The sequence below is a fragment of the Actinoallomurus soli genome (genome assembly GCF_024055715.1).
Classification (GTDB): Bacteria; Actinomycetota; Actinomycetes; order Streptosporangiales; family Streptosporangiaceae; genus Actinoallomurus; species Actinoallomurus soli.
The window spans coordinates 136,837-162,040 of sequence record NZ_JAMXMV010000005.1 but is presented as its reverse complement, the minus strand read 5'-3'; the positions used below and the strand labels follow the sequence as shown (position 1 = coordinate 162,040).

23 protein-coding genes are annotated in these 25,204 nt (G+C 72.4%); 10 read left to right on the top strand and 13 right to left on the bottom strand.

What is annotated here, in order from left to right; genetic code table 11:
* Positions 1 to 44: 44 nt before the first annotated feature.
* The 3 genes from NDW01_RS15060 to NDW01_RS15050 are packed head-to-tail and all read left to right on the top strand — an operon-like array spanning position 45 to position 2,644.
* A complete protein-coding gene (locus NDW01_RS15060; protein ID WP_252820936.1) occupies positions 45 to 845 on the top strand; it encodes an SDR family oxidoreductase in 801 nt (266 codons plus the stop codon).
* A 19-nt stretch (positions 846 to 864) separates the two neighbouring features.
* On the top strand, positions 865 to 1,482 hold the full coding sequence (locus NDW01_RS15055) for a TetR/AcrR family transcriptional regulator (protein ID WP_252820934.1): 618 nt from the start codon (positions 865 to 867) through the stop codon (positions 1,480 to 1,482).
* A gap of 10 nt (positions 1,483 to 1,492) precedes the next feature.
* Entirely contained in the window at positions 1,493 to 2,644 is a 1,152-nt protein-coding gene (locus NDW01_RS15050; protein ID WP_252820932.1) for an acetyl-CoA C-acetyltransferase, read from the top strand.
* A gap of 414 nt (positions 2,645 to 3,058) precedes the next feature.
* Here the strand turns inward: NDW01_RS15050 and NDW01_RS15045 are convergent, their stop codons facing one another.
* Complete coding sequence (locus NDW01_RS15045; protein ID WP_454923416.1) at positions 3,059 to 3,790, bottom strand: DUF7873 family protein; 732 nt, start codon at positions 3,788 to 3,790, stop codon at positions 3,059 to 3,061.
* A gap of 72 nt (positions 3,791 to 3,862) precedes the next feature.
* On the opposite strand from NDW01_RS15045, the gene NDW01_RS15040 reads away from it, so the two are divergent.
* The gene (locus NDW01_RS15040; protein ID WP_252820930.1) at positions 3,863 to 4,708 is read left to right on the top strand and encodes a spermidine synthase; all 846 of its coding nucleotides are present in this window, start codon (positions 3,863 to 3,865) and stop codon (positions 4,706 to 4,708) included.
* A gap of 16 nt (positions 4,709 to 4,724) precedes the next feature.
* Here the strand turns inward: NDW01_RS15040 and NDW01_RS15035 are convergent, their stop codons facing one another.
* The 10 genes from NDW01_RS15035 to NDW01_RS14990 form a co-directional block, all read right to left on the bottom strand.
* A complete protein-coding gene (locus NDW01_RS15035; RefSeq protein ID WP_252820928.1) occupies positions 4,725 to 5,888 on the bottom strand; it encodes a 4-hydroxybenzoate 3-monooxygenase in 1,164 nt (387 codons plus the stop codon).
* 55 nt (positions 5,889 to 5,943) lie between these two features.
* Positions 5,944 to 6,726: an IclR family transcriptional regulator gene (locus tag NDW01_RS15030; protein ID WP_252820926.1), complete on the bottom strand. Its 783-nt coding sequence runs from the start codon at positions 6,724 to 6,726 to the stop codon at positions 5,944 to 5,946.
* Positions 6,727 to 6,809: 83 nt separating this feature from the next.
* On the bottom strand, positions 6,810 to 7,277 hold the full coding sequence (locus tag NDW01_RS15025; protein ID WP_252820924.1) for a hypothetical protein: 468 nt from the start codon (positions 7,275 to 7,277) through the stop codon (positions 6,810 to 6,812).
* Positions 7,278 to 7,393: 116 nt separating this feature from the next.
* Complete coding sequence (gene pcaC / locus NDW01_RS15020) at positions 7,394 to 7,771, bottom strand: 4-carboxymuconolactone decarboxylase (protein WP_252784708.1); 378 nt, start codon at positions 7,769 to 7,771, stop codon at positions 7,394 to 7,396.
* Positions 7,768 to 8,517, bottom strand: a complete 750-nt coding sequence (locus NDW01_RS15015; RefSeq protein WP_252820922.1) for an alpha/beta fold hydrolase — start codon at positions 8,515 to 8,517, stop codon at positions 7,768 to 7,770. Before NDW01_RS15015 ends, pcaC begins: the two co-directional genes overlap by 4 nt.
* Complete coding sequence (locus NDW01_RS15010) at positions 8,510 to 9,763, bottom strand: lyase family protein (protein WP_252820920.1); 1,254 nt, start codon at positions 9,761 to 9,763, stop codon at positions 8,510 to 8,512. The genes NDW01_RS15015 and NDW01_RS15010 overlap by 8 nt, the downstream gene beginning before the upstream one ends.
* A complete protein-coding gene (gene pcaG, locus NDW01_RS15005) occupies positions 9,744 to 10,292 on the bottom strand; it encodes a protocatechuate 3,4-dioxygenase subunit alpha (protein WP_252820918.1) in 549 nt (182 codons plus the stop codon). Before pcaG ends, NDW01_RS15010 begins: the two co-directional genes overlap by 20 nt.
* Positions 10,292 to 10,963, bottom strand: a complete 672-nt coding sequence (gene pcaH / locus NDW01_RS15000; protein WP_252820916.1) for a protocatechuate 3,4-dioxygenase subunit beta — start codon at positions 10,961 to 10,963, stop codon at positions 10,292 to 10,294. Before pcaH ends, pcaG begins: the two co-directional genes overlap by 1 nt.
* Positions 10,960 to 11,595 carry a CoA transferase subunit B gene (locus NDW01_RS14995; RefSeq protein ID WP_252820914.1) on the bottom strand — a complete coding sequence of 212 codons (636 nt, stop codon included), beginning with the start codon at positions 11,593 to 11,595 and terminating at the stop codon, positions 10,960 to 10,962. The genes pcaH and NDW01_RS14995 overlap by 4 nt, the downstream gene beginning before the upstream one ends.
* 174 nt (positions 11,596 to 11,769) lie before the next feature.
* The gene (locus NDW01_RS14990; RefSeq protein ID WP_252820912.1) at positions 11,770 to 12,522 is read right to left on the bottom strand and encodes a CoA transferase subunit A; all 753 of its coding nucleotides are present in this window, start codon (positions 12,520 to 12,522) and stop codon (positions 11,770 to 11,772) included.
* Between the two features lie 130 nt (positions 12,523 to 12,652).
* Here NDW01_RS14990 and NDW01_RS14985 point away from each other — a divergent pair, with 130 nt between their 5' ends.
* From NDW01_RS14985 to hrpA, 3 genes are all read left to right on the top strand, one after another.
* Positions 12,653 to 13,693: an NAD-dependent epimerase/dehydratase family protein gene (locus NDW01_RS14985; protein WP_252820910.1), complete on the top strand. Its 1,041-nt coding sequence runs from the start codon at positions 12,653 to 12,655 to the stop codon at positions 13,691 to 13,693.
* Positions 13,694 to 13,725: 32 nt separating this feature from the next.
* A complete protein-coding gene (gene pgeF / locus NDW01_RS14980) occupies positions 13,726 to 14,433 on the top strand; it encodes a peptidoglycan editing factor PgeF (RefSeq protein WP_252820908.1) in 708 nt (235 codons plus the stop codon).
* A gap of 190 nt (positions 14,434 to 14,623) precedes the next feature.
* Positions 14,624 to 18,496 carry an ATP-dependent RNA helicase HrpA gene (hrpA, locus tag NDW01_RS14975; protein ID WP_252820905.1) on the top strand — a complete coding sequence of 1,291 codons (3,873 nt, stop codon included), beginning with the start codon at positions 14,624 to 14,626 and terminating at the stop codon, positions 18,494 to 18,496.
* Between the two features lie 62 nt (positions 18,497 to 18,558).
* On the opposite strand, the gene NDW01_RS14970 is transcribed toward hrpA, so the two are convergent.
* Positions 18,559 to 19,734: a winged helix DNA-binding domain-containing protein gene (locus NDW01_RS14970; RefSeq protein ID WP_252820904.1), complete on the bottom strand. Its 1,176-nt coding sequence runs from the start codon at positions 19,732 to 19,734 to the stop codon at positions 18,559 to 18,561.
* Between the two features lie 59 nt (positions 19,735 to 19,793).
* On the opposite strand from NDW01_RS14970, the gene NDW01_RS14965 reads away from it, so the two are divergent.
* From NDW01_RS14965 to NDW01_RS14955, 3 genes are read left to right on the top strand one after another with little or no spacing between them, the layout of a single operon-like run.
* Complete coding sequence (locus NDW01_RS14965; protein ID WP_252820902.1) at positions 19,794 to 21,179, top strand: cytochrome ubiquinol oxidase subunit I; 1,386 nt, start codon at positions 19,794 to 19,796, stop codon at positions 21,177 to 21,179.
* Positions 21,176 to 22,183, top strand: coding sequence for a cytochrome d ubiquinol oxidase subunit II (locus NDW01_RS14960; protein WP_252820900.1), 1,008 nt, complete (start codon positions 21,176 to 21,178; stop codon positions 22,181 to 22,183). Before NDW01_RS14965 ends, NDW01_RS14960 begins: the two co-directional genes overlap by 4 nt.
* Before the next feature lie 26 nt (positions 22,184 to 22,209).
* The gene (locus NDW01_RS14955; protein ID WP_256511886.1) at positions 22,210 to 23,028 is read left to right on the top strand and encodes a TrmH family RNA methyltransferase; all 819 of its coding nucleotides are present in this window, start codon (positions 22,210 to 22,212) and stop codon (positions 23,026 to 23,028) included.
* Between the two features lie 12 nt (positions 23,029 to 23,040).
* Here NDW01_RS14955 and NDW01_RS14950 read toward each other — a convergent pair whose 3' ends face one another.
* Positions 23,041 to 25,134 (bottom strand): ABC transporter ATP-binding protein, encoded by a 2,094-nt coding sequence (locus NDW01_RS14950; protein WP_308211707.1) that lies wholly within the window; start codon positions 25,132 to 25,134, stop codon positions 23,041 to 23,043.
* Between the last annotated feature and the right edge of the window lie 70 nt (positions 25,135 to 25,204).

Here is a 25,204-nt window from a genome sequence, read left to right as displayed (position 1 = left end):
CCGCCTCAGATTCTTTCTAACAAGTGTTTGGTAGAGTAACCCACGTGAGCGAGACCGGCACTCCCTCCACCCGGGCGACGCCCGTCCCCGGCCACGGGCTCCTGCGCGACCGCGTCGTCGTGGTGACGGCGGCGGCCGGCGCGGGCATCGGCGGGGCGACGGCCCGGCGCTGCCTGGAGGAGGGCGCGCGGGTGATGATCAGTGACGCGCACGAACGACGGCTCGGCCGGTCGCTGACGGAGCTGGCGGACGAGTTCGGCGAGGACCTGGTGGCGGCCGCACCCTGCGACGTGACCTCCGAGGACGACGTACGGCGGCTGTTCGCCGCGGCGGCCGAGCGCTTCGGCCGGATCGACGTCGCGGTCAACAACGCCGGCCTCGGCGGCACGGCGGACCTCGTCGAGATGGCCGACGAGCAGTGGTCGCGGGTGCTGGACGTCACGCTGAACGGCACCATGCGCTGCACCCGTGCGGCTCTGCGGATCATGCGCGGCCAGGGGCACGGTGTGATCGTGAACAACGCGTCGGTGATCGGCTGGCGGGCGCAGCGCGGGCAGTCGCACTACGCGGCGGCCAAGGCCGGGGTGATGGCGCTGACCCGCTGCGCCGCGCTGGAGGCCGCGGAGTACGGCGTGCGGATCAACGCGGTGGCGCCCAGCCTCGCCATGCACCCGCACCTGGTGAAGGTGACGAGCGAGGACCTGCTGACGGAGCTGACGCGCCGGGAGGCGTACGGCCGGTACGCGGAGCCGTGGGAGGTGGCCAACGTTATCGTCTTCCTGGCCACCGACTACTCGTCGTACATGACGGGCGAGGTCGTCGCCGTCTCCAGCCAGCACCCCTGAGCCAGCTCCGAGGTATCCCATGAGTCCACGACGGCGTGACGCCGAGGGCACCGCCGCCGCACGAGCCGAACGGCGGGCCGAGCTGCTCGCCACCGCCGCGGAGGTCTTCGCCACCCGCGGCTACGCCGCCACGACCGTGCGGGAGGTCGCGGACGCCGCCGGCATCCTCGGCGGCAGCCTCTACTACCACTTCGATTCCAAGGAATCGATGGCCGATGAGATCCTCTCGACCTTCCTGAACGAGATGTGGGCGGCGTACGACCGGGTGCTCGCCGCGGGTCTGGGGGCGCGCGACACCCTGACCGCCCTCGTCGTCGAGTCGTTCCGCTGCATCGACCGGCACCGGCCGGCGGTCGTGATGTACCAGAACGAGTCGCGGCACCTGGCGACCGGCCCCCGGTTCGCATACCTGACCGAGTCGCGGCGCCGGTTCGAGGACATGTGGATGACGCTGCTGGAGCGCGGCGTCCGTGAGGGCGCGTTCCGGGCGGACCTGGACACCGCCCTCGTCTACCGCTTCATCCGCGACACCGTCTGGGTGGCGGCGACCTGGTACCAGCGCGGCGGCAGGCTGACCGCGGAGGAGATCGCCGGGCAGTACCTCGCCATGGTCCTCGGGGGGATCCAGCACGAGTAGGAGGCATGTGATGGCGGAGGCCTACATCGTCGAGGCGGTCCGTACGCCCGTCGGCCGGCGGAACGGCGGCCTGGCCGGGGTTCACCCGGCGGATCTCGGCGCGCACGTGCTGACGGCGCTGGTCGAGCGGTCCGGCGCCGACCCGGAGGCGGTCGAGGACGTGATCTTCGGGTGCGTCGACACGGTGGGGCCGCAGGCCGGTGACATCGCCCGTACCTGCTGGCTGGCGGCGGGACTGCCGGAGGAGGTGCCGGGCGTCACCGTCGACCGTCAGTGCGGCTCCTCGCAGCAGGCCGTCCACTTCGCCGCCCAGTCCGTGCTCAGCGGCACCTGCGATCTCGTCGTCGCGGGCGGCGTGCAGAACATGTCGCAGGTCCCGATCGCGTACGCGATGATCGCCGGGGCACAGCTGGGGTTCGCCGGTCCGTTCGCGGGCTCGCGCGGCTGGGAGGCGCGCTACGGCGACCAGGAGGTCTCGCAGTTCCGCGGCGCCGAGATGATCGCCGAGCGGTGGGGCATCGGCCGGGCGGAGATGGAGGAGTTCGCGCTGGAGTCCCACCGGCGCGCGGTCCGCGCCATCGACGAGGGCCGGTTCGACCGGGAGATCGCCCCGTACGGCGGCGTCACCGCCGACGAGGGGCCCCGCCGCGACACGTCCCTGGAGAAGATGGCCGCGCTGAAACCGCTCGTCGAGGGCGGCCGGCTGACCGCCGCGCTGGCGTCGCAGATCTCCGACGGCGCCGCGGCCCTGCTCCTCGCCTCCGAACGCGCCGTACGCGACCACGGCCTGACCCCGCGCGCCCGCGTCCACCACCTGTCCGTACGCGGCGAGGACCCGATCCGGATGCTCTCCGCGCCCATCCCGGCGACCGCGTACGCCCTGAAGAGGGCCGGGATGACGATCGGCGACATCGACGTCGTGGAGATCAACGAGGCGTTCGCGCCGGTCGTGCTGGCCTGGCTGAAGGAGACCGGCGCCGACCCGGCCGTGACCAACCCCAACGGCGGCGCGATCGCGCTCGGCCACCCGCTCGGAGCGACCGGCGCCCGGCTGATGACGACGCTGCTGCATGAACTGGAGCGCACCGGCGGACGGTACGGCCTGCAGACCATGTGCGAGGGCGGCGGGCAGGCCAACGTCACCATCATCGAACGTCTCTGATCCGGCGGTGGGATTCGGCGACGCGCGGCGGTGGGGTCCGGGAGCTTTGTCCATCTCCCGGACCCCGGGTTGCCGCCCATTTGCGCACGCCGGCGGCGTTTAAGAGAACGGATCAGTCCTGAGATCGCCGTGCTCTGCCTATTGAGCTAACGCGCCGCGGAGAGGCGCATGCCGGGCTCGAACCGGCACCCCGACGAGTTCCGTCCGTTCTCACTTGATCCGGCGTTCGGCGGCGAATGCTGAATCTGGAGCGAGAGCCTGAGCTTGAGCGGCCGCCTCTGCCATGTTGGGCCATCCCGGCACGGGTGCCGGGAGGAGGACTCGAACCCCCACTGTCACCGCGATCAGACTGAACTTCAGTTTCAGCTTGCGCTCCTCGCGCTTCCCTCGCGCAAGGCGAGGGAGTCTGAGACGTTACCCGAAGAGGTAGCGGAAGACCACGTCTCCGACCCGCCGGTCGGTGACCTCGGTCCCGTTCGCCTCCTCCCGGGCGAACTTCACGGCCTGCTGCAGTTTCTCCACCCGCTCCAGCAGCTCGTTGATCCGCCGGGCGGGCAGCGCGCCGGAGAACTTCACCGTGGTCCAGTAGCCGACGGCGACGTCCTCGTAGTAGACCTCCACCTGCGCCGGGTGCTTGTCCGTCGCCTCCGCCTTGACGTGGTTACGCGGGACCTTCTTCGTACGGATCGTGCGTACCGGCTCGGTCCGCCAGGCGTCCGCGGAGTCGTCGAACGCCCAGGTCTCGGCGGCGTCCAGCGCCGGAAGCTTCTTGACGAAGGTGTGCAGGTCGGTGAGCTGCTTCTCCAGGAAGAGCAGGTACGTGACGGGGACGTCCCGCAGCAGCGTCTGGCCGTCGACCGTGACGTCCGCCCTGGCCTCGCAGTTCGCCCAGTCCTTGGTGGCGGTCACGTCGAACAGCCGCGTCATGATCTCGGCCGTCCGGCGCAGAACCTCATCGGCCTTCACCTGCACCCGGGTCGACTCGGGCGGAAGCTGCTCGCCCTCCTCGTCCTTCGGCTGGTAGGTACGCGAGATGCCGGACAGCAGAGCCTGCTTCTGCAGCCCGTGATGAGCGTCGGTCAGGTCGCGGAGCGTCCCGCTCTTGATCCCCTTCTCGACGGCGATGATCTGGTTCAGTTTCGCCACCATGCCCCCTTTCTGGCAGCACGCACGGTATCGCGATCTTCGTTCGGCGCGCAGGTCCATTAATGTGGGCCGGTGGCACACCGGCAGAGCGCTCGAACCGTGGAGGCGAAGGTCGACTCCGGCATCGCGCAGCTGGTCCCCGATCCCTACCGCCCCCGGGCCCACGTCCTCATGCTGGACGGCGCGCCGCAGTCCCACGTGGACCTCGACGACCCGGCCTACCTCGACTTCGAGTACGTGCGGCGGCTCGGCCACGTCGTCGACCTGGCGGCTCCGGAGCGGCGTCCGCTGCGGGTGCTGCACCTGGGCGGCGGCGCCCTCACCCTGCCGCGCTACGTCGCCGCGACCCGGCCGCGCTCGACCCAGCAGGTGGTCGAGGTCGACGCGGCGCTCATCGAGTTCGTCCGGCGCGAACTCCCGCTGGAGAAGGGCCATCGGATCCGGATCCGGCACGGCGACGCCCGTGAGGTCCTGACGCGGGCCCACGAGGACTCCTTCGACCTGGTGGTCGGTGACGCGTACGCGGGAACCCGGTCGCCCGCGCACCTGACGACCGTGGAGTTCGCCGGCGCCGTGGCCCGGGCGCTGCGCGCGGACGGGTGGTACGCCGCGAACGTCGCCGACGGCGCACCGCTGTCCTTCGCCCGGGCGCAGGTCGCGACGCTGCGGGCCGTCCTCCCGGAGGTGTGCCTCATCGCCGATCCCGCCGTGCTGCGCGGCCGCCGGTTCGGCAATCTGATCCTCATCGCCGGGCGGACACCTCCGCCCGTGGCGGAGCTCACCCGCAGGGCCGCCGGGGACCCCTTCCCCGGCCGGGTCCTGGACGGGGATGAGCTGGCGCGGTTCACGGCCGGGGCCGCCCCGGTCACCGACGCGACCGCCCGCCCGTCGCCTCCCCCGCCCAAGGGGATCTTCTGACCGTCCGCCCACATCCTCAGAGCAAGGGCGCGGCGCCGACGTAGTTCTCGGCGAGCGTCGTCGCGGCCGCCGTGGACGCGGCGACGTACTCCAGGTGGGACAGCTGAAGCCGATGCCCGAAGGCGTCCTGGCGCGGGTCCTTGTGCAGCAGCGTCGTCATCCAGTACGAGAAGTGCTCGGCCCGCCACACCCGGCGCAGGCAGGTGTCGGAGTAGGCGTCGAGCAGCCCGGTCGTCCCGGAGCCGTACCAGGCGCCCAGCGCCTCGGCGAGGACGACGACGTCGGAGATCGCGAGGTTCAGGCCCTTCGCTCCGGTGGGCGGCACGATGTGCGCGGCGTCTCCCGCGAGGAACAGGCGGTCGTGGCGCATCGGCTCCGCGACGAAGCTGCGCATCGGCGTGATCGACTTCTCCAGGATCGGCCCGTCCCGCAGCTCCCAGCCGTCGTCGGTGGCGAACCGCGCGCGCAGCTCGGACCAGATCCGCTCGTCGGGCCACGCGGCGAGGTCCTCGGCGGGGTCGACCTGGAGATACAGCCTGCTGATCTTCGGGGAGCGCAGGCTGTGCAGCGCGAACCCGCGCTCGCTGTAGGCGTAGATCAGCTCGTCCGTCGACGGCGGGACGTCGGCGAGGATGCCCAGCCACGCGAAGGGGTACTCGCGCTCGCGGATCCGCGTGTCCGGAACGGCCGGGCGGCACACGCCGTGGAAGCCGTCACAGCCCGCGATGACGTCGCACTCCAGCGTCTCGACGCGCCCGTCACGACGGAAGGTCACCGTCGGCGTGCTCGGGTCGACCTCCAGCACCTCGGCCTCGAAGTGGATCTCTCCCCCGGCGGCCAGCCGCGCGGCGATCAGGTCCTTGACGATCTCGGTCTGCGCGTAGACCGTCACCGTGCGCCCGCCCGTCAGCTCGGACAGCGGGATCCGGTGCGCGGCGCCGGCGAAGCGGAGTTCGAGGCCGTGATGGGTGAGGCCTTCGCGATCGAGCCGTTCTCCGACGCCGCTCTCGCGGAGTACGTCCACGGTGCCCTGCTCCAGCATCCCGGCCCGCTGCCGCTTCTCCACGTACGCGCGGTCCCGGCTCTCCAGTACGACCGAGTCGATGCCGCGCAGCCGCAGCAGGTGGGAGAGCAGCAGTCCGGCGGGTCCGGCCCCGGCGATCGCGACTTGGGTGCGCATCGATCATCCTCTTTCGAATGTCCTCGGCACGATCCTCGCGCCGGCGCCCCCGTTGTCACCCCCAGTCCTTCCACTCAGCGGAACCGCCATGGGCGTCGACGTCCCGGGCCAGCGCGTTCGCCGCCGCGAGGACCGCCGGCACCAGACGCCGCAGATCCACGACGTTCCGCCGGGTGACGAGCGACAACGCCGCGAACACCGCACCGGCGGGGTCACGGACCGGGGCCGCGACCGAGCAGGTCCCGAGGGACATCTCCTCACGGGTCACGGCGTATCCGGAGCGCCGCACCTCCACGAGACACGCCCGCAGGCGATCGGCGTCGGTGACGGTGTGGGGGGTGTACGACGGCAGCCCCTGTGCGATGACCTTCTCGGCGAAGTCGCCCTCGGCGAAGGCGAGCAGGATCATGCCCACCCCCGTGGCGTGCAACGGGAGCTCGGCCCCGACCCGCGTCACGATCGGCACCGACCGGGGTCCGCGCAGCCGTTCGAGGTAGAGCGCCTTGTCGCCGCTGAGCACCGCGAGCTGGACGTTCTCGTGGGTGGCCGCGTACAGCTCCTCCATGTGCGGCAGGGCGAGCTCGCGCAGGCTCCGCGCCGCCGAGGCCTGTGCACCGATGCGCCACAGACGGGTTCCGATGCGGTACGACCCGTCGGGCAGGCGTTCGAGGAAGCCGCCGCCGGTCAGCTCCCGGACGAGGCGATGCCCCGTGGCGAGCGGCAGCCCCGCGCGGCCGCAGATCTCGGTGAGGGTCAGCCGGACGCCGCCGGGCGCGAACGACTCGAGAATGGCCATCACCTTGCCCGCCACGCTGGGCGGGCGATCGACACTCGGCATCGCTCCCGCTTTCTCACCCTGGACCTTCACGATAGGCAACGCCCCGCGACCCGGCACCGGGTCGCGGGGCGTGAGCGCCCCGATCAGTTGGCGCGGATGTTCAGCGCCTCGATGATCAGGTCCAGCTTCCTGCCCTGCTCGTCGAGCCGCTCGTCGATCTGCCCGAACCGCTCGTCGATCTGCCCGAACCGCTGGTCGACCTGGGCGAAGCGCTCGTCGTACCCTTCGACCTTCTCGGTCAGCACCGCGATGGCGCTGTCGAGGTGGTTGAGCCGCTCGCCGTGGTCCTGCTGGGTGGTCCAGATGCGGGTGACCGTGTCGTTCAGGGACGCCAGCTGACGGCCGTGCTCGGTCAGCTGACGGCTTTGCTCGGTCAGCTGACGGCCATGTTCTGTCAGCTGACGGCCATGCTCCGCCAGCTGACGGCCGTGTGCCGTCAGCTGGCGACCGTGCGACTGCTGCGTCTGCTGAATGATCGTCAGCTGGTCGTAGATCGCGTAAACGTCGTTGTTGAGCTGGCTGATCCGCCGCTCGGTGTCCGCCACGTCCATGACCCTACCTCCCGTGCTTCGCGTTCCCTGGGGGGATCGGGGAACTCGATCACGCACCCGCCGACGCGGAGCGTGAGCGACAGATTACGCTCAGAGCGAACACGGAGAGAAATCGATCACTCACTCTCGGCGATGAGCCCTTCCTCCGCGAGGACCCGCTGGGCCACCGCGAAGGCGGAGTTGGCCGCCGGGACACCGCAATATACCGCGGTCTGCAGCAGGACCTCCTTGATCTCGTCGACCGTGAGGCCGTTGCGGACGGCGGCGCGCACGTGCATCGCGAGTTCGTCCAGGTGCCCGCGGGCGACCAGCGCGGTCAGCGTGATGCAGCTGCGCGTCCGGCGGTCCAGGCCGGGCCGGGTCCAGATCTCCCCCCACGCGTACCGCGTGATGAAGTCCTGGAAGTCGGCGGTGAACTCCGTCGTACGGGCCTGCGCGCGGTCGACGTGCGCGTCGCCGAGGACCTCCCGGCGAACCCTCATTCCCTCGCTCATGCCGTCCTCTCCACGTGGCGTACCAGCGCCTCGGTGACCGGACCGGGGTTCTCCAGGCCGGCCAGATGGGCCCCGGGCACCACGACGAGCTCCGCGCCCGGGATGCCGCCGGCGAGGATCTCGGCGTGGTCGAGCGGGGTGGCCACGTCCACGGCACCCGCGATGATCACCGTGGGGGCGGTCACGTCGCCGAGCCGGTCCCGGACGTCGAAGCCGGCGAGCGCCTCGCAGCACGCGGCGTACCCCTCCGGGTCGATCCGCCGGAGCATGTCCCGTACGGCGGCCACACCGGGGCCTGCGTAACCGGCGGTGAACCAGCGTTCGAGGAACATGCCGGTCAGCGGCTCGAGTCCGCCCGCCCGGACCCGCGCGGCGCGCTCGTGCCACGGGCCCGGGTCCCCGAACCGGGCCGAGGTGCAGCACAGGGCCAGGCTCGTCAGCCGGTCCGGGTAACGCAGCGCGAGGCTGGTGCCGATCGCCCCGCCCAGGGACACTCCGGCGTAGGCCGCGCGGCCGACGCCGAGGCCGTCGAGCAGGTCCACGACCGCGTCCGCGAAGTCCGCGACCGAGCCGTGGAGCGCGGGGGAACCGTTGTGGCCGGGGAGGTCGAACCGGAGGGTCCGCCACGAGCCGGTCAGGGCCGGCAGCTGCGGCCGCCACAGGTCGAGGGTCGTGCCGAGGGAGGGGCCCAGGATCAGGACGGGCGCCTCCTCCGGGCCGTCGAGACGATGGTTCAGCTCACTCACTCCGGTCCTTTCCGGCGTAGGCGTCGAGGGCGCGGTCGACGAGTTCCGGCGCGCGGCCGATCACCTCGGCCAGGTCGATGTCCTCCGCGAGCAGGTCGCCGAGTGGGCGTCCCTCGCGGACCGCCCGCGCGACCGTCTCCTTGGCGGCCGCCCGGCCCTCCCGTTCGGCGAGCCGGCCGGCGACGTACTCGGCGAGGAGTTCGTCGCGGAGGTTGGCGCGCATGCGGTCCGGGAGTACCTCCAGGCCCGCGGTCAACTCGGCGGCGGTCTCGGCGGCGCCGCCGACCAGGCGCAGGCAGTCGTTGAACGGCTGCCACTCCGCGTGCCACTCCCCCGTCGGCCGGTCGAGGCCGGCGGTCTGCGCGGCGAACAGGATCTGGACGTACGCGGGAACCCGCAGCGCGGCGGACCTGATCATCGTGGCGAGCACCGGGTTGCGCTTGTGCGGCATCGCCGAGGACCCGCCGCGTCCGGGCGCGGCCGGCTCGGCGACCTCCCCGATCTCGGTCTGGGCGAGCAGCACGACATCCGTGGCGATCTTGCCGAGGGCGCCGGCGACCAGGGCGAGCGCGGCGCCGAGTTCGGCGACGGGCGCGCGCAGCGTGTGCCAGGGCAGCACCGGCTCGGCCAGTCCGGTCTCCTCGGCGAACAGCGGCAGCAGGTCGGCGGTGCCGAGCGCGGCCAGGGTCCCGGCGGCACCGCCGAGCTGGGCGGGCAGCCGCACGGCCGCGAGCCGGTCCCGTGCCTCTGCGACCGCGGTGAGCCAGCCGGCGGCCCGCAGCCCGAAGGTGGTGGGCACGGCCTGCCGGCCGAGGGTCCGCCCCGCCATGGGGGTGTCCCGGTGCCGGCGGGCCAGGCCGGCGAGGGCGTCCGCCGTACGGCCGAGGTCCGCGAGGATCGTCGCGCGGACGTGCGAGGCGACCAGCATCGCGGCGGTGTCCATGATGTCCTGGCTGGTCGCGCCGGCGTGGACCTGGTCGCCCGCGACCTCGCGGAGCGCGGCGACGAGCGGCACGACCGGGTTGCCCGCGCCGCGCGCCCGTACGGCCAGGTCGGCCGGGTCGATCCGGGCGCCGGCGAGGGCGCGCGCGACGTCATCGGAGACCAGCCCGAGCCGGGCCTGGGCCCGGGCCAGGGCCGCCTCCGCGTCGATCAGGGCGCGCACCCACGCCTCGGCGGACGTCGCCGCCTCGGCCGCGGTTCCGGCGGCGACCGGGGACAGCAGGTCAGCCGAAGTACCGTTCAAAGAAGACCGTCTCCCGTTCTCCACGCAGGTGGACGTCGAAGCGGTAGGACCGCTCGCCCTCCCGTACGGCGACCAGCGTGTCACGCCGGTCGTCCGGCACCGCGGACAGCACGGGGTCCGTGGCGTTGCCGGGCTCGCCCGGGAAGTAGATGCGGGTCGCGACCGGCTTGAGCAGGCCGCGGGCGAAGACCAGCACCGCGATGTGCGGGGCCGGGCCGCCGGGCTTGAGCGTGGAGAACCAGTAGTTCCCGGCCGCGTCGGTGCCGCAGCGGCCGAAGCCGGAGAAGTCCTTGCCGGCGCGCCGCAGCGCACCGCCGCCCCGGGCGACGTTGCCGTCCGCGTCCGCCTGCCAGATCTCCACGAGCGCGTCCGGGAGCGGCTCGCCGGCGCCGTCCAGGACCCGGCCGCGGATCCGGATCGCGTCCGGATGCCACTCCGGCACGACGTACGGACCGTCGGCGTACGGCAGGGCGTAGCCGAAGAACGGGCCGACCGTCTGCGAGGGGGTGGTCATGTGCCGCTCGGTCATCAGGCCTCCATCGGGGTCGCGCCGAGGATGATGTCCCACTGGTAGGCGAGGGCCCAGTCCGGCACGGTCGTGTCGATGTCGAACCGGGAGACGAGGCGTTCCCTGGCCTTCTCGTCGGGGATCGACTGGAAGATCGGGTCGTAGGCGAACAGCGGGTCGCCCGGGAAGTACATCTGGGTGACCAGCCGCTGCGTGAACGCCGTCCCGAAGACCGAGAAGTGGATGTGCGCGGGCCGCCAGGCGTTGTGGTGGTTCCCCCACGGGTAGGCGCCCGGTTTGATCGTGACGAAGCGGTACCGGCCGTCGGCGTCGGTGAGACAGCGGCCGGCGCCGGTGAAGTTCGGGTCCAGCGGCGCCGGATGCTGCTCGCGCAGGTGGATGTAGCGCCCGGCGGCGTTCGCCTGCCAGATCTCGACCAGCGCGCCCGGGACGGGGCGGCCGGTGGAGTCCAGGACCCGGCCGGTGACGACGATCCGCTCCCCGAGCGGGTCGCCGGAGTGGTGCTTGGTCAGGTCGTTGTCGAGCACGCCCAGTTCCTCGTGGCCGAAGACGGGGCTGACCAGCTCGATCGCGTCGGGCCCGTACTCGGGCATGACCAGCGGCCGGGACGGCGCCCGCAGCGGCGTGCTCCCGTACGGCGGGTACAGATAGGGCGGATTCGGGTCGGTCATCGAGATGCTCCGATCGGGGGTTCGGTGCGGTCGCGGATCTCCTGTTCGCTCACGCCGGGCGCGGTCTCGACGAGGACGAGGCCGTCCGGGGTGACGTCCAGCACGCCCAGGTCGGTGATGATCCGCTGGACGCACGACGCGCCGGTCAGCGGCAGAGAGCACTCTTCGACGATCTTCGGGCTGCCGTCCTTGGCGGTGTGCTCCATCACCACGATCACCCGCCGGGCGCCGTGGACGAGGTCCATCGCCCCACCCATCCCCTTGATCATCTTCCCGGGAACGGCCCAGTTCGCCAGGTCGCCGCGGACCGACACCTGCATGGCGCCCAGCACGGCCAGGTCGACGTGCCCCCCGCGGATCATCCCGAAGGACATCGCCGAGTCGAAGAACGACGCCCCATGACGGATCGTCACCGTCTCCTTGCCCGCGTTGATCAGGTCGGGGTCGACCTCGTCCTCGGCCGGGTACGGGCCGACGCCCAGCACGCCGTTCTCCGAGTGGATCACCACGTCCACACCCGCGGGCAGGTGCCCCGGGATGAGCGTCGGCAGCCCGATGCCCAGATTGACGTACATCCCGTCGGAGAGCTCCGCCGCCGCCCGCGCGGCGATCTCGTCCCTGCTCCAGCTCATTGGTCGCTCGACCTTCTCACTCGCTCCGCGGCCGGACTCGTTCCTCCCCCGGCCACTCCACTCGCTGCGGCGGCCTCACTCCAGCTCATTGGCCGCTCGACCTTCTCACTCGCTCCGCGGCCGGACTCGTTCCTCCCCCGGCCACTCCACTCGCTGCGGCGGCCTCACTCCAGCTCATTTCCCACTCACCGTGCGCTTCTCGATCGGCTTGTCGGCGGCCTGCTCCGGGGTGAGCGCGACCACGCGCCGCACGAAGATCCCCGGCAGATGGACCTCGTCCGGATCGAGGAAGTCGACGAGCTCGTCGACCTCGGCGATCGCGGTCCGGGCCGCCATGGCGCACAGGGGGTTGAAGTTCCGGGCGGCCTTGTCGAACACCAGGTTGCCGTGCCGGTCCCCGCGCGCGGCGCGGACGAGCGCGAAGTCGGTCCGGACGCTCTCCTCCAGGACGTACGACCGGCCGCCGAACTCGCGGACCTCCTTCGGCGGGGAGGCCACGACGACGTCGCCGTCCGGCCCGTACCGCCACGGCAGACCGCCCTCCGCGACGAGCGTGCCCACGCCCGCGGGGGTGTAGAACGCCGGGATGCCGCTCCCGCCCGCGCGCAGGCGCTCGGACAGAGTCCCCTGCGGCACGAGCTCCAGCTCGATCTCCCCCGACAGGTAGCGCCGGGCGAGCTCCTTGTTCTCCCCGACGTAGGACCCCATCGCCCGGATGATCCGACCGGCGTCCAGGAGGCGTCCCAGCCCCCGGCCGACGGTGCCGCAGTTGTTCGACACGATGGACAGCTCCGAGCTGCCCCGTTCGTACAGCGCGTCGATCAGCGTGAAGGGGACGCCGCACAGCCCGAACCCGCCGACCGCGATCGACGCGCCATCGCCGATGTCCGCCACGGCCTCGGCGGCCGAGGGAAGCACCTTGTCCATGCCCCCACCCTGCCAATCCGCCCCGCCCCGGCCACCGCGTTCCTTCCGCTGAGCGGAAATCCCGGGGTCCGGCTTCCGCCGCTCGCGAAAGATGTCGCTCGGGCCGGGCGGGATGATCGACGATCGGATCATGCGACTCCTGGTGATCGGCGGATCCGTCTTCCTCGGCCGTGACTTCGTGACGCAGGCGCTCCGGCGGGGCGACCGGGTCACGACCTTCAACCGCGGGCGGAGCGGCACGGACGTGCCCGGGGCCGAGGTGATCCGAGGCGACCGAGAGGACGAGGACGACCTGCGCCGGCTCGTCGAGGGCCGCCGCTGGGACGCGGTCATCGACACCTGCGGGTACGTGCCCAGGGTCGTCGGGCGGTCGGCGCGGGCCTTGTCGGGCCACGCGGACGCCTACCTGTTCGTCTCGTCCGTGCACGCCTACGCCGACTGGCCGGAGCGGCGGGTCGACGAGGATTCCGCGCTGCTGCCGTGCCCGCCGGACGCCGGTCCGGACGCCGACGTCCCGTACAACGCCCTCAAGGCCGGATGCGAACGCGCGGTCGAGTCCGGGTTCGACGGCCGGGTCCTCATCCTGAACCCGGGACTGATCGTCGGGCCGCGCGAGCAGGTGCCCCGGCTGACGTGGTGGCTGACCCGCGTCGCGGCCGGCGGGCCCGTCCTCGCACCGGGCGACCCCGGCCGCGCGATGCAGCTGATCGACGCGAGGGACATCGCCGCGTTCGGTCTGGCGCGGCTGACGGACGGCGCGGCCGGACGGTTCCTGCTGAGCGGCGTTCCGGGCAACACGACCTTCGGCGCGCTGCTGGACGAGTGCGTCCGCGTCACCGGGTCGGAGGCCGTGCCGACGTGGGTGGACGACGACTTCCTCCTCGCCCAGAAGGTGGACGAGTGGACCGAGCTGCCGATGTGGACCGCGGACGGCTCCGCGTCGGCGGGCGTCTGGCTGCCCTCCTCCGAGAAGGCGCTGCGCGCCGGGCTGCGCTGCCGCCCGGTCGCCGAGACGGTCCGCGACACGTGGTCCTGGATCCTGGAGGAGAAGATCACCAGGGACCGGGCCGCCGAAGGCGGACAGGGCATCGCCCCGGAGAAGGAGCGCGGGATCCTCGCCGCGTGGGCGGCGACGGGCGCGGACCCGGACGAGCACCCGAGAACCCGGTAACGTCGGGGGCCGAGAGCGGGAGGAGCGGGCCGATGCAGCTGGCCGATGGAGTGGGCGCGGTCTTCACCGACCGGTCGGGCGGGACGAGCGCCGCGCCGTACGACTCGCGCAACCTCGGGGGCGGCGTCGGAGACGATCCGGCCGCGGTCCGGGAGAACCGCGCCAAGACCGCCGCCGAGCTCGGGGTCGAACGGGTGGTGTACATGCGCCAGGTGCACAGCGCCGACGTCCGGTACGTCACCGAGCCCTTCGGCGACGACCCGCCGGCCCTCGACGGCGTCCACACCGGCGAGAGGGGCCTGGCCCTGGCGGTACTCGTCGCCGACTGCGCTCCGGTGCTGGTCGCCGATCCGGTCGCGCGGCTGGTGGGCGGCGCCCACGCGGGCCGCGCGGGCACGGCCGCCGGTGTCGTCCCCGCGTTGGTCGAGGCGATGGCGGCGCGCGGCGCCGACCCGGCCCGGATGGTCGCGCTGATCGGCCCGAACGCCTGCGGCTCGTGTTACGAGGTGTCCGCCGAGCTGCGCGACGAGGTGTCCGCCGTGCTGCCCGCGGCCTGGTCGACGACCCCGCAGGGGACGCCCGCGCTCGACATCAGGGCCGGGATCACCGCGCAGCTCACCGCCGCAGGCGTGACCGACGTACGGCACGACGCGCGCTGCACCATCGAGAGCCCCGAGCTGTACTCCTACCGCCGTGAGGGCCGTACCGGCCGGTTCGCCGGGCTCATCTGGCTGGAGTGAGCGCGATACCGAGCGAGAGCCGGCGCGGATGATCGTGCCGGAACAGATCACGACGAAACGGTGTTGGAACGTGCGCCCCGGTCCGCCGGCCTGAGGGCGGCGGAAATCGGGTGGCGCAGTGCCCGCCGATCGGGCACGGTGGACGCCGGAGGCTGGACTGTCCGGCTGCCTGCCTATTCTTCCGGTTGCGATGGGATCTTCGATTACCGACCTGCAGACCCGCCTGCCCGAGCTGATGCTGCGCGACCGGCATCGGCTACGTCGTCGTCTCGACGGACTGCGCAAGGTGCGCGCCGCCGAGGCCCGCGAGAAGATCCTCGCGGAGGTCGCCACGGAGGTCGAGGCCGCCGAGCGCCGCGTCGCCCGCCGCCGCGCCGCGATCCCCGCGGTCACCTATCCCGAGGCCCTTCCGGTCAGCCAGAAGAAGGACGAGATCCTCAAGGCGATCGCGGACCACCAGGTCGTGATCGTCGCCGGTGAGACGGGGTCCGGCAAGACGACCCAGCTTCCCAAGGTCTGCCTGGAGCTGGGCCGGGGTGTCAAGGGGTTGATCGGGCACACGCAGCCGCGCCGGCTGGCCGCGCGGACCGTCGCCGACCGGATCGCCGAGGAGCTGGGCACCGAGCTGGGCGAGACCGTCGGCTACCAGGTGCGCTTCGCCGACCACTCCGGCGAGGACACGCTGGTCAAGCTGATGACCGACGGCATCCTCCTCGCCGAGATGTCCCGCGACCGGATGCTGCGCCGCTACGACACGCTGATCATCGACGAGGCGCACGAGCGCAGCCTGAACATCGACTTCATCCTGGGGTACCTCAAGCGCCTGCTGCCCAAGCGCCCCGACCTCAAGGTGATCATCACCTCGGCGACGATCGACCCCGAGCGGTTCTCCAAGCACTTCGACGACGCGCCGATCATCGAGGTGTCCGGCCGCACCTACCCGGTCGAGGTGCGCTACCGCCCGGTCGAGGAGGACGACGACCAGGTCCAGGCCATCATGGACGCGGTGGACGAGCTCGCCCTGGAGGAGCCGGGCGACGTCCTGGTGTTCCTGTCCGGCGAGCGGGAGATCCGCGACACCGCCGACGCCCTGGAGAAGCGCAAACTCAAGAACACCGAGGTGCTGCCGCTGTTCGCCCGGCTGTCGACGGCCGAGCAGCACCGGGTCTTCCAGTCGCACCGCGGCCGCCGCATCGTCCTGGCCACCAACGTCGCGGAGACGTCGCTGACCGTTCCGGGCATCAAGTACGTCATCGACCCGGGCACCGCCCGCATCTCGCGCTACAGCCACCGTACGAAGGTCCAGCGGCTGCCGATCGAGCCGATCTCGCAGGCGTCGGCCAACCAGCGCAAGGGCCGGTGCGGCCGGGTCTCGGAGGGCATCTGCATCCGGCTGTACTCCGAGGAGGACTTCCTCGCGCGCCCGGAGTTCACCGACGCGGAGATCCTGCGCACCAACCTCGCCTCGGTCATCCTGCAGATGACCGACCTGGGCCTGGGCGACATCCTCGACTTCCCGTTCATCGACCCGCCGGACCGCCGCAACGTCAAGGACGGCGTGAACCTCCTGCAGGAGCTCGGCGCGCTCGACGGGGACCGGCTGACGCAGCTGGGCCGCAAGCTCGCGCAGCTCCCCGTGGACCCGCGGCTGGCCCGCATGGTGCTGGAGGCCGACCGGAACGGCTGCGTGGACGAGGTCATGGTGATCGCCGCGGCGCTGTCGATCCAGGACCCGCGCGAGCGTCCGGCGGACAACCGCGCCGCCGCCGACCAGCAGCACGCGCGGTTCGCCGACAAGGAGTCGGACTTCCTGGCGTACCTCAACCTCTGGAACTACCTGCGAGAGCGCCAGAAGGAGCTGTCCGGCAACCAGTTCCGCAGGCTGTGCAAGCAGGAGTACCTCCACTACCTGCGCATCCGCGAGTGGCAGGACATCTACGGGCAGCTGCGGCAGGTCGGCAGGGACCTCGGCGTCACGATGAACACCACGCCCGCCGACCCGCAGCGCGTCCACGTCTCGCTCCTGGCGGGCCTGCTGTCGCACATCGGCCTGCTGGACACCGAGAAGAAGAACGGCGGAGGCGGCAAGGACGACGCCCGGCGCGGCCCCCGTGAGTACCTCGGCGCCCGGGGCGCCCGGTTCGCCATCTTCCCGGGCTCCGCGCTCGCCAAGCGGCCGCCGCGCTGGGTGATGGCGGCGGAGCTGGTCGAGACGTCCCGGCTGTGGGCGCGCATGGCCGCCAAGATCGAGCCGGAGTGGGTCGAGCCGCTCGCCGGCCACCTGGTCAAGCGCACCTACAGCGAACCGCACTGGGAGAAGAACCAGGGCGCGGTGATGGCGTACGAGAGGGTCACGCTGTACGGCGTGCCGATCGTGGCGCAGCGCAAGGTGAACTACGCCAGGATCGACCCGGAGCTGTGCCGGGAGCTGTTCATCCGTCACGCGCTGGTCGAGGGCGACTGGGACTCCCACCACCGGTTCCTGCGCGACAACCGCCGGCTGCTGGAGCAGGCCGAGGAGCTGGAGAACCGGGCGCGGCGCCGCGACATCGTCGTCGACGACGAGACCCTGTTCGCGTTCTACGACGAGCGCGTCCCCGCCGACGTCGTCTCCGCGCGCCACTTCGACTCCTGGTGGAAGAAGGCGCAGCGCGACGAGCCGGAGCTGCTCACCTTCTCGACGGCGATGCTGGTCAACGACGCCGCCGGAGAGGTCAGCGAGGCCGACTACCCCGACGCCTGGCAGGCGGACGGGCACCGGTTCCGGCTGTCGTACCAGTTCGAGCCGGGCACGGACGCCGACGGCGTGACCGTGCACATCCCGCTGCCGGTGCTGAACCAGGTCGACGGCGAGGAGTTCGACTGGCAGATCCCCGGTCTGCGGCAGGACCTCGTGACCGAGCTGATCCGGTCGCTGCCCAAGCAGCTGCGCGTCAACTTCGTCCCCGCGCCGAACGTCGCCCGCGAGGTCCTGGCCCGCATGACCCCCGGCTCCGGGCCGCTCCTCGACGCCCTGGAGCGCGAGCTGCGCGCGATGACCGGCGTCACGGTCCCGCGCGAGGCCTGGGACCTGTCCCGTGTCCCCGATCACCTGAAGATCACCTACCGGGTGACCGACCGGCGGCGCACCCTCGCCGAGGGCAAGGACCTCGCCGCGCTGAAGCGCCGCCTGGCGCCGAAGGTGTCCGCGACGCTGTCGAAGGCCGCCGACGACCTCGAGCGGAAGGGCCTGCGCGCCTGGGACATCGGCACGCTCCCGCGGGTGTACGAGCAGGGCCGGGTCAGGGCGTATCCGGCGCTCACCGACGAGGGCGACAGCGTGGCCGTGCGCACGTACGCCACGGAGGCCGAGCAGGAGCGGGCGATGTGGCGCGGCACGCGGCGGCTCGTCCTGCTGAACAGCCCCTCCCCGCTGAAGTACCTGCAGAGCAGACTGGACAACCAGGCCAAGCTGGTGCTCAGCCACAACCCCCACGGCAGCGTCCCGAAGCTGCTGGACGACTGCGTCGCCTGCGCCGCCGACCATCTCATCACCGAGGGCGGCGGCCCCGCCTGGGACGAGGCGGGGTTCCGGCGCCTGACCGACCACGTCCGCGCCGACCTCGCCGACACCGCCGCCGACGTCCTCGGCCACGTGCAGCGCGTCCTGGCGGCCGCACACCAGGTCGAGCGCAGGCTGAAGAGCACGAACAGCCCGACGCTGATCCCCGCGCTGACCGACATCCGGGCGCAGCTGTCCCGGCTGATCTACCCCGGCTTCGTCACGGTCACCGGCCGGCGGCGGCTGCCCGACCTTCTGCGCTACCTGCGCGCGATCGAACGCCGTCTCGACAAGCTCCCCGACGACCCGCACGGCGACCGCCTGCGCATGCAGCGCGTCCAGCAGGTCGAGGCCGCCTACATCCGGGCCCGCGACGCCAGGCCCGGGAACGCCGAGATCCGGCGGGTCCGCTGGATGATCGAGGAGCTGCGGGTCAGCGTCTTCGCCCAGCAGCTCGGCACCGCCTACCCCGTCTCGGAGAAGCGCATCCTCAAGGCCCTCGACCAGGCCACCGGCTCCTGAGCCCCGGTCCTGGGGCCTGTCTCAAAGCCCCGCCGTCCTGCTGCGCGGCTTGGAGGCACGTTCTAGGCGACGAGCTCCGCCTCGATCGGGGAGCGGCCCCGGGCGCGCGGGGCGAGCCGGACGGGGCCCAGCCAGGAAGTGAGCCGGGCGGCCTCGGCGGCGATCGCGGCGGCGGCCTCCGTGCCGACGTCCTCCAGCAGCCGGCAGACCACCTCGCCGTCGGCGCGCTGCGCCCAGCCGCCGACGGCCCGCCCGTCGCACCAGACCGTGGGACCGGCGTTGCCGTTGCGGTCGAACAGGAGCGGGCCGTGCTCGCCGAGATACCAGTCCCGGCCCGCCCAGCCCATGACCGTCGGGTCCAGGGCGGGCAGCAGCGCGACCCAGGGACCGGGATCGGGCACGGGCTCCACGTCCTCGGCCAGGACGTACCCGTCCTCGCCGTCGAGCTCGACCCGCTCGACCGCGATCAGCTCCAGCGCCCTCCTGACCTGGGTGAGCGTGAGCCCGGTCCACCACTTCAGGTCGGCGGCGGTCCCGGGCCCGTACGCGCCGAGCCATCGGCGGATCAGCGCGGCGCGCGCCTCCTCCGCGGGAACGCGCGGCAGGCCGCCGGGCCACCACGCCTCGGCCGGGGACCAGCTGAACTGGCTGCTCGTCCATGAGCCGCGCGGCCGGCCGCGGATGATCCGGCCCTCGACGGCCAGGCCGAGCAGCACGCGGTTCGCGATGGTCGGCCGGGCCTCGTACGCCTTGCCCTCCGACAGCACGATCCGCTCCTTCAGCCGCGGCACGTCGGCGGACAGGTCGGGCGTGAAGGCCTCACCACGGGCCCGCAGCGCGGCGACCGTGGCCTCCTCGACCTCCCGCAGCCAGGCGTCGTCGCCGAGACCCGCCTCCTCGATGTACCGCACGGTCTTACGGCGCTCACGCCGCGCCACCTCGTCGGAGCAGGCCGCCTGGACGACCGGGGCCAGCTCGGCCGGAACGGTGAACACGGTCCGCCGCATGGCCAGCATCCGCAGCAGCAGACGGTCGTCGTACAGCGCCCGCTCGACCGCGCCGACGTCGGGAACCCGCATGCGGGCCGCCGCGGCGAGGTGCACCGACGCCGGGTCGGTGCCGTGCAGCGCCACGAGCGCGCGGGCGACGTCGACGGCGGTGTCCGCCGGATCCGCCAGGTGGTGCCGTGCTCCGAGGCGCGCCCGGCGCTCCTCGATCTTGATCGCCCGTACGGTCATCCGCCGATTATGACCGGACCGGCCGACATTTCCGGGATTTGCGGCGATCACGGAGAGTGATGTTCGTGCTCCGCGGGTACACGGTCGCCATGCCGGAACCGTTCGGGGCCGGAGGTGGCCCGATCGACCTGTTCGCGGCGCGGGGGCAGATGGGATTCTCCCTCGGCTGGCACATCATCCTCGCGTGTTTCGGCGTCGGCATGCCCGCGTTCACCGTGTTCGCCGAGTGGCGCGGGCACCGTACGGGGAACGAGGACTACATCCGTCTGGCGCACCGCTGGGCCAAGGCGATGGGAGTGCTGTTCGCCGTCGGCGCGGTTTCGGGCACGATCCTGTCGTTCGAGATGGGCCAGCTGTGGCCCGGGCTCATGGCGAGGTACGGCCAGGTCGTGGGGCTGCCGTTCGCGCTGGAGGGGTTCGCGTTCTTCATCGAGGCGATCTTCCTGGGCATCTACCTGTACGGGTGGGACCGGTTGCCGCGCCGCTGGCACGTGCTGACCGGACTGCCGGTCTGCGTGGCCGGCGTCGCGTCCGCGTTCTTCATCGTGTCGGCGAACGCCTGGATGAACCAGCCCCGCGGCTTCGACCTGGTGAACGGGATGCCCGTCCACGTCCGGCCGTGGGCGGCGATGTTCAACCCGGCGATGCCCCGCCAGGTCCTCCACATGATCCTGGCCGCGTTCATGGTCTCCGGCTTCGGGATCGCGGGCGTCTACGCGGTGGGCATGCTCCGCGGCCGCCGGGACCGGTACCACCGCATCGGGTTCCTGCTCCCCTTCACCGCGGCCGCGATCATCGCCCCGGTGCAGGTCATCGTCGGCGACTCGATGGCGAGATTCCTGGCGACCAACCAGCAGACCAAGCTCGCCGCGATCGAGGGCCTCAACGAGACCGGGTCGCACGTGCCCCTGTCGATCGGCGGGCTGTACAGCGACGGGAGGATGCGGTACGCCCTGCGGGTCCCGGACGCACTGTCGCTGCTCGTCGGGTACCGGCCCGGGACGGTCGTGCACGGCCTCTCCGAGGTCCCGCCCGCCGACCGCCCTCCGGTCAACCCGGTGCACCTGGGATTCCAGGTCATGGTGGCCATCGGGTTCGGGCTGGTGCTGCTGGGGCTCTGGCTGGCGCTCGCCTGGTGGCGGCACCGTGACCTCCCGCGGTCCCGCTGGTTCCTGCGGCTCTCGGCGATCTCGGGCGTGGCCGCCGTCGTCGCCCTGGAGGCCGGCTGGGTCACCACCGAGGTGGGCCGGCAGCCCTGGATCGTCTGGCGGTACATGCGCACGTCCGATGCCGTCAACCCGGTGCCGGGGCTGTGGATCAGCCTCCTCTCGCTGCTGGCCGTCTACACCGTCCTGACCGTGGCGGCCGTGTACGTGCTCGACCGCCTGCGGCGTCAGCGGGTCACCGCGCCGCAGGAGGGCTGGACCGAGGAGTACACACCGTGACCGCCGCGCAGGCCGTACTGGCCCTGGCCTGGGCCGGGGTCATGATGTACGCCCTGCTGGGCGGCGCCGACTTCGGCGGTGGGTTCTGGGATGCCCTGGCGGGGAGCCCGCGTCGCGGTTACGGCCAGCGCCGTCTCATCGAGCACTCGATCGGGCCGGTGTGGGAGGCCAACCACGTGTGGCTGATCTTCGTCCTGGTGATCTTCTGGACGTGCTTCCCGATCGTGTTCGCGTCGGTCGCCTCCACGATGTACATCCCGCTGACGCTGGTCGCGTTCGGCATCATCGCGCGTGGGGCGGCGTTCGCGTTCCGCAAGGCCAGCACCGAGCTCTGGCAGTTGCGGCTGTTCGGCGGCGCGTTCGCGCTGTCCTCGGTGGTGACCCCCTTCTTCCTCGGCGCCATCGCGGGCGGCGTCGCCTCCGGGCGGGTCCCGGCCGGCCTCGCGAAGGGCGACATCATCGGGAGCTGGGTGAACCCCACCTCGTTCCTCGGAGGGGTGCTCGCGATCGGAACGACCGCGTACCTCGCGGCCGTCTACCTCACCGCGGACGCGCGCCGGGAGGGCCGGCGGGACCTGGCGGACGCGTTCCGGCACCGCGGGATCATCGCCGCGGTGGTCACGGGCGTGGTCGTGATCGGCGGCATCTTCGTCATCCACCAGGACGCGCCGCGCCTGTACTCCGGCCTGATCGGCCGGGCCCTTCCCATCGTCGTCCTGTCCGCGGTCGCCGGGATCGTCTCCCTCGCGCTGCTCGCGGCACGGCGCTACGCCCTCGCGCGGATCACCGCGGCCATCGCCGTCGCCGCGGTGATCTGGGGCTGGCCCGTCGCGCAGTACCCGCTGCTCCTGCCGCCGCACGTCACCGTGATGAACGCCGCCGCCCAGCCCACCGTCCTGCGCACGACGCTGGCCTCGGTGCTCATCGGGCTGGTCCTCCTGGTGCCGTCGCTCGTCTGGCTCTTCACGCTGTTCCAGCGCAGCAGGCACGCCGAGCCGGACTAGCGTGACGACCTTCTATGCTCGGGCGCATGACGTCCGACGTCGCACCACACCCCCCGCAGGATCCGACGAGCCGCACGAGCCCGGAGCAGACCACGGCGCCTCATCTCGTTCCGCCACGCGACGCGGCGCCCGTGGCCGGTCCGCGAGACGGCGCGGCGACCGTGATCGACCCGCGAGACGGCGCAGGGACCGTGGCCGGTCCCCGAGACGGCGTGGCGCCGGTGGGCGCTCCGGAGAGCGAGACCGAGCCGGTGGGGGTCGGGCCGCATCCGCTGCCCTGGCCGGACGACCCGCGCTTCGACCCGGCCCTGCTCGCGGGCGGCGACCGGCGCAACGTCGTCGACGAGTACCGGTACTGGAGCAACGAGGCGATCGTCGCCGACCTCGACACCCGGCGGCACCCCTTCCACGTCGCCGTCGAGAACTGGCAGCACGACTTCAACATCGGCGCGGTCGTCCGCAACGCCAACGCGTTCCTCGCCGCGGAGGTGCACATCATCGGCCGGCGGCGCTGGAACCGGCGCGGCGCCATGGTCACCGACCGCTACCAGCACGTACGGCACCATCCGGCGACGAGCGACCTGGTGACCTGGTGCCGCGAGCGCGACCTGCCGATCATCGGCATCGACAACCTGCCCGGATCCCGTCCGATCCAGAGCGCGGAGCTGCCGACCGCGTGCCTCATGCTGTTCGGGCAGGAGGGGCCGGGCCTGTCGGAGGAGGCCCGGGAGGCCGCCGACGTCGTCCTGCACATCCCCCAGTTCGGTTCCACCCGCTCGATCAACGCCGGTGTCGCCAGCGGCGTCGCGATGTACGAGTGGATCCGGCGGCACGCCACCCTCTGACGCCCGCCGGGCTCATCGCCCCGAATCTCGTTCGCCGGGCCGTCCGGTCTCCAGCCGGTACGCCCGCGCCTGCAGATCGTAGAGCTCACGGAAGACGCCGCCGGCCGCAAGCAGCGCAGCGGGCGGCCCCTCCTCGACGACCTTGCCGTGGTCGAGGACGTAGACCTGGTCGGCGTGGCGGACGCTGGCGAGCCGATGGGTGATCAGCAGCACCGTACGGCCGTCGGCGTGGCCGCGGATCCGCTCGAACAGCGCGTGTTCGGCACGGGCGTCGAGGGCGGCGGTGGGCTCGTCGCAGATCAGCAGCGGAGCGTCCCGGTAGAAGCCGCGGGCGACCGCGATCCGCTGCCACTGCCCGCCCGACAGCTCATGGCCGTCCTTGAAACGCCGGTCGAGCAGCGTGCCGTACCCGTGGGAGAGCGGCTCGATGACCTCATCCGCCCCGGAGGCCCTGGCCGCCTCGGCGATCCCGGCGTCGTCGGGCGTACGGCCCATGGCGATGTTGTGCCGTGCCGTCATCGGCCAGTGGGTGTAGTCCTGCGGGATCATCGCGACGTTCTCGCGGAGACGTTCGAGGTCGACCTCGGACAGGCGGTCGGCGTCCCAGCGGACCTCGCCCGCGTCGGGCCGGTACAGACCGGCCAGGATCTTGGCCAGCGTCGTCTTGCCGGAGCCGTTCTCGCCCACGAGGGCGACGACCTGTCCCGCGCGGATCCGGACCGACACGCCGCGGAGGCTGGGCTCCTCCGCTCCCGGGTAGGTGAACCAGACGTCCTCGGCGGAGATGGCGGCGAAGGTCACCGGCACCGGTCCGTTCCGCGGCTCGGGGATCCGCTGCTCGGCCTGGGCGCAGAAGTCGAGGTAGTCGGCGAAGTACAGGCCCGACTCGTAGCACTGGTTGACCGCGAACAGGAGCGAGGCGAGCGAGGTCTTCCCGCTGCGGATCGCCAGGACCGCGGTTCCCGCGACGGGCAGGGGCACGGCGCCGGTCGCGAGCAGCACGCCCAGCACGACGTACACCGCCCCGGTCGCCAGACCACCGACGATCTCACCGAGCACCTGCACGACCGTCTGCCGACGGGCCAGGCCGACGTGGACCCCGCACTCCTCGGCACCGAGCCGGTCGTGTTCGCGGCCGAGGAAACCGCGCATCGTGAAGGCCCGGATCTCCGCGGCGGAGTCCCGGTCCGCCATCAGCTCCGCGAGCACCCACTTGCGCCGGCGCACCGGGGACAAGGTGAAGATCGCCAGGTAACGCATCCGGGCCGATCGCGCCGCCGCCCACCCGTCGGGCACCGCCGTCAGGAGCAGCAGCGGCAGCAGTACGGGATGGAGCAGGCCGAGCGCCCCGGCCGCCGCGGTGAGCCCGACGAGGCCGGTCAGGATGTCGATCGCCTCCTGGACCACCGCCGACGCCTCGTACAGGCCCCGCTGGCGGGCCCGGTGCATGGCGTCGTGGAAGTCGGTGTCGTCGAAGGCCGTCAGGTCCACCCGCATGGTCAGGTCGAAGAGGCGGGTCTCGACCATGCGGTTGACCTTGGGTTTGAGCCGGGCCTGCGCCCAGCCCGCCCCCGCCTGCAGCCCGGAGCGCAACGCCGCCGCCCCCGCGACCAGCGCCAGCGCCGGCAGGGCCGCCCGCACCCGGTCGGGCGTCGCCCCGCCGGCGAACAGCGCCGTCAGCACGCCGGACGTGGCCAGCAGCCCGTACGCGGTGAAGACGCCGGCGGCGAGGTTCAGCAGGACGGTCGCCGTCGTGTCGAATCGGCTCGCCCGCCAGGCCAGGCGGATGGCCGCGCCGACCAGGGCGGGCAGCCGGCGGCTCATGCCCGCCAGGCTCGTGGCTGCCAGCTCCCCTAAGTGCGCCTGCCAGGGCAGCGCCGCCATCTCCCCGACGACGGCGCCCTCCCCCGCGTCCGCCGGCCGCGCCTCGTCCCGGACCTGCCGCGCCCGCTCGTCTCCGGCCCCTGCGTCTCCGGCCCGCCCGTGGCGGGCATCCCGGTCGCGGGCCCGCCCGTTTCCGCCGCGCTCCGCACGTGCCCGATCGTCCCCGTCCCGTTCGCTCCCCGCCCGTCCGTTCCCGGTCCGCGTGGTCGAACCGCGTCGCATCGCGCCTCCCCCAGTGGCAGCCGACCGCAGTGTCCCTCCGTTCGGAGGTGATCACCGCTCGTAGCACCGT

Excerpts from the sequence above, each read along its gene's own strand:
- pcaC (WP_252784708.1), bottom strand. The coding sequence starts at position 7,771 with ATGAGCGAGGGAATGAGGGTTCGCCGGGAGGTCCTCGGCGACGCGCAC.
- NDW01_RS15055 (WP_252820934.1), top strand. The coding sequence starts at position 865 with ATGAGTCCACGACGGCGTGACGCCGAGGGCACCGCCGCCGCACGAGCC.
- NDW01_RS15030 (WP_252820926.1), bottom strand. The coding sequence starts at position 6,726 with ATGCCGAGTGTCGATCGCCCGCCCAGCGTGGCGGGCAAGGTGATGGCC.
- pcaG (WP_252820918.1), bottom strand. The coding sequence starts at position 10,292 with ATGACCGAGCGGCACATGACCACCCCCTCGCAGACGGTCGGCCCGTTC.
- pcaH (WP_252820916.1), bottom strand. The coding sequence starts at position 10,963 with ATGACCGACCCGAATCCGCCCTATCTGTACCCGCCGTACGGGAGCACG.
- hrpA (WP_252820905.1), top strand. The coding sequence starts at position 14,624 with ATGGGATCTTCGATTACCGACCTGCAGACCCGCCTGCCCGAGCTGATG.
- NDW01_RS14970 (WP_252820904.1), bottom strand. The coding sequence starts at position 19,734 with ATGACCGTACGGGCGATCAAGATCGAGGAGCGCCGGGCGCGCCTCGGA.
- NDW01_RS14955 (WP_256511886.1), top strand. The coding sequence starts at position 22,210 with ATGACGTCCGACGTCGCACCACACCCCCCGCAGGATCCGACGAGCCGC.
- NDW01_RS14990 (WP_252820912.1), bottom strand. The coding sequence starts at position 12,522 with ATGGACAAGGTGCTTCCCTCGGCCGCCGAGGCCGTGGCGGACATCGGC.
- NDW01_RS15025 (WP_252820924.1), bottom strand. The coding sequence starts at position 7,277 with ATGGACGTGGCGGACACCGAGCGGCGGATCAGCCAGCTCAACAACGAC.
- NDW01_RS14965 (WP_252820902.1), top strand. The coding sequence starts at position 19,794 with ATGTTCGTGCTCCGCGGGTACACGGTCGCCATGCCGGAACCGTTCGGG.
- NDW01_RS15035 (WP_252820928.1), bottom strand. The coding sequence starts at position 5,888 with ATGCGCACCCAAGTCGCGATCGCCGGGGCCGGACCCGCCGGACTGCTG.
- pgeF (WP_252820908.1), top strand. The coding sequence starts at position 13,726 with ATGCAGCTGGCCGATGGAGTGGGCGCGGTCTTCACCGACCGGTCGGGC.
- NDW01_RS15050 (WP_252820932.1), top strand. The coding sequence starts at position 1,493 with ATGGCGGAGGCCTACATCGTCGAGGCGGTCCGTACGCCCGTCGGCCGG.
- NDW01_RS14985 (WP_252820910.1), top strand. The coding sequence starts at position 12,653 with ATGCGACTCCTGGTGATCGGCGGATCCGTCTTCCTCGGCCGTGACTTC.
- NDW01_RS14995 (WP_252820914.1), bottom strand. The coding sequence starts at position 11,595 with ATGAGCTGGAGCAGGGACGAGATCGCCGCGCGGGCGGCGGCGGAGCTC.
- NDW01_RS14950 (WP_308211707.1), bottom strand. The coding sequence starts at position 25,134 with ATGCGACGCGGTTCGACCACGCGGACCGGGAACGGACGGGCGGGGAGC.